The sequence below is a fragment of the Bradyrhizobium sp. SRS-191 genome, from assembly GCF_024586915.1.
In the GTDB taxonomy this organism is placed as follows: domain Bacteria; phylum Pseudomonadota; class Alphaproteobacteria; order Rhizobiales; family Xanthobacteraceae; genus Bradyrhizobium.
Genome location: NZ_JANBVS010000050.1, coordinates 1 through 2,552 on the forward strand (window position 1 = coordinate 1; position 2,552 = coordinate 2,552).

General features: G+C 60.9%; 2 protein-coding genes and 1 tRNA gene. 1 reads left to right on the forward strand and 2 read right to left on the reverse strand.

What is annotated here, in order from left to right; translation table 11 throughout:
• On the reverse strand, positions 1 to 1,032 hold a 1,032-nt coding region (locus tag NLR35_RS33710; RefSeq protein ID WP_257170854.1), incomplete at its 3' end, for a sorbosone dehydrogenase family protein.
• 791 nt (positions 1,033 to 1,823) lie between these two features.
• Positions 1,824 to 1,898: transfer RNA gene (locus NLR35_RS33715), tRNA-Gly, on the reverse strand.
• Positions 1,899 to 2,169: 271 nt separating this feature from the next.
• Between NLR35_RS33715 and trxA the strand changes: the two genes are divergently transcribed.
• The coding region (gene trxA / locus NLR35_RS33720; protein WP_257170855.1) for a thioredoxin at positions 2,170 to 2,552 on the forward strand (383 nt) is incomplete at its 3' end.

Sequence of the window (2,552 nt, forward strand, 5' to 3'; positions counted from 1 at the left end):
GAAGATGTTGTTCTTGTACTCGGCGGGGAATTGATCACCGGTATAGAACTTCATGCCGAGCGGGGCGACGTGCGCGCCGAGGTTCAGCACGGGCGGCGTGAACTCCGAGCATTTGTGGCCCATCGCGAACTTGTCGTCGGGCAGATTGCCCTGGTGGCAATAGGGATAGCCGAAGTGCTCGCCGATCCGGTTGATCATGTTCAGCTTGTCGCTGGGCAGATCGTCGCTGATCCAATCGCGCGCATTCTCGGTGAACCAATATTTGCCGGTGCGGGGATCGACGTCGCCGCCGACCGAATTGCGGACGCCGAGCGCGTAGATCTCGGCATTGCCGGTCTTGGGATCGACGCGGCGGATCTGGGAGACGCTGGTCGGGGGGATGCCGATGTTGAAGGGCGGTCCGAACGGAATATAGAACCAGCCTTCCTTGTCGACCGCGATGTACTTCCAGCCATGCGCGGCATAGGACGGCATGTCGTCATAGACGACCTTGCCGTCGCCGAGCTTGTCGAGATTGGCCTCGGCATTGTCATAGCGGATCAGCTTGTCGACGGCGATGACGTAGAGCGCGCCATCCCGGAAGGCGAGACCGGTGGGCATGTTCAGCCCCTTCAGGACGGTCTTGACCTCTTTCTTCCCGTTATTGTCCTTGATGGCGTAGACGTTGCCGAGGCCGAACGAGCCGACGAACAGCGTGCCCTTGTCGCCCCAGGCCATCTGCCGCGCGGCCAGCACGCCCGAGGCGTAGACCTCGATCTTGAAGCCGGCCGGCAGCTTGATCTTCTTGACGATGTTGGCGAGCTCGGCGTCGGAAGCGCCGGTCGGCGGGCCCGACGGCGGCGCCAGACCCTTCTGCGCCTCGGTCTCGTCGCCGAGGAACCAGTCATCCGGCGGATGGGTCCAGAACTCCTTGGTGCCGGATTCGTATTTCTTCAGCGGTTTGCTCTTGTCCTGCGCATTGCCAGCACTGGCCCCCGCAAGAAGGGCTACGGCCGCAAGCGCCAGCACGGATCGATGCAAGATCGATGTCATCGCGTCACTCCCCAAAGGCAGCCGCGGAGGCTGCGTGTTATTTTGTTATGGCTCGTCGAGAGGCGAAGTTCGGAAGTCTACCCGAGAAGTAGACGAGAAAAAGGTTAGCACATCCGCGGGCGGTGAGAAGCGGAACACGCGCGCTGCAGTTGGGTCCGTTCAAAGTTGAAAAGAATTTTCTCGCGATGCACATGCCGCGATGAATGCCGTCTCGCTGCATCGCGAAAGCGCACAAACCGCGAAAACAACCCCATGCACAGTAGAAACGCCAAAGCCGGAGTGTGCGAGGTGACGCCGGACAGAGGTTTGATCCGGTGCAGAAAATCGCAATCGCGGCGCGATTTGGTGACGGGATGTGGCCCTCGCGAATAACTGCGTGTCGCGAGACCTCCGAATGAGTCAAATGTCAGGACGACTTTTGCGAAGATTGCATGCGTGAAGACGCACAGCCTGAAGCCTGTCTCAAAGCTCGGCGCCTCGAGGCGCGACGACAGTCTTCCCAATAGGATGGTTTGGTCACGTCATCGCCGGAGAGCCGCGTGACGTAGTGCATAGGGACATCGCTCGGGCATCGAGCACCGCGAGTTTGTTTGCGATCGCCAACCGCTAAATTATCCCCGCCGTCTGACGGGCGTTGTTTGCGACGCGTTGGGTGACATGGATTCCCTTCCTGCGAAGAAGCGGGCTGTGCCGTCGGTGAAGTCAAAAAGCGTCAGGAAAAAATCAACCCAGCCGCCGACGGCGTGGAAACCACGGCTTCGTCTGGCAGGACTGGATGCTCTGGGAAAAATTGGAGCGGGCGAAGGGGCTCGAACCCTCGACCCCGACCTTGGCAAGGTCGTGCTCTACCACTGAGCTACACCCGCATCCTGTGTCGGTCGCATGACGCGCCGGCAACGGCTGTCGTATGCCAAAAGCGGGCGGGGAATGCAACAGCTACCGGCGGTTAAGATGCGCTAATCGGACCCTCTATCGACCCCGTTTCCGGTCGAATCGGCCGAAATCGGGCCAGAACCACGGAATCACCGCGCATGGATTGAAATTCGGCCGTCCCGGCCCAATTTTAGGGCCGACAACAAGCATACGGACCGGCGACGTGCTAAAGAGCCGTCCTTCCAGACATGACGAGGGGATCCCGTGACGATCATCGACCAGGGTAACGGAGCCGCCAGCCCGGCTGCGGCCGATCTGATCAAGGACACCACCACCCAGAGCTTCGTGAAGGACGTCATCGAGGAATCGAAGCGCCAGCCGGTGCTGATCGACTTCTGGGCCGAGTGGTGCGGACCCTGCAAGCAGCTCACCCCCGTGCTGGAAAAGGCGGTCAGGGCGGCCAAGGGCAAGGTCAAGCTGGTCAAGATGAACATCGACCAGCACCCGGCCATTCCGGGCCAGATGGGCATTCAGTCGATCCCGGCCGTGATCGCCTTCGTCAACGGCCAGCCGGCCGACGGCTTCATGGGCGCGCTGCCGGAAAGCCAGGTCAACGCCTTCATCGAGAAGATGACCAAGGGCGTCAC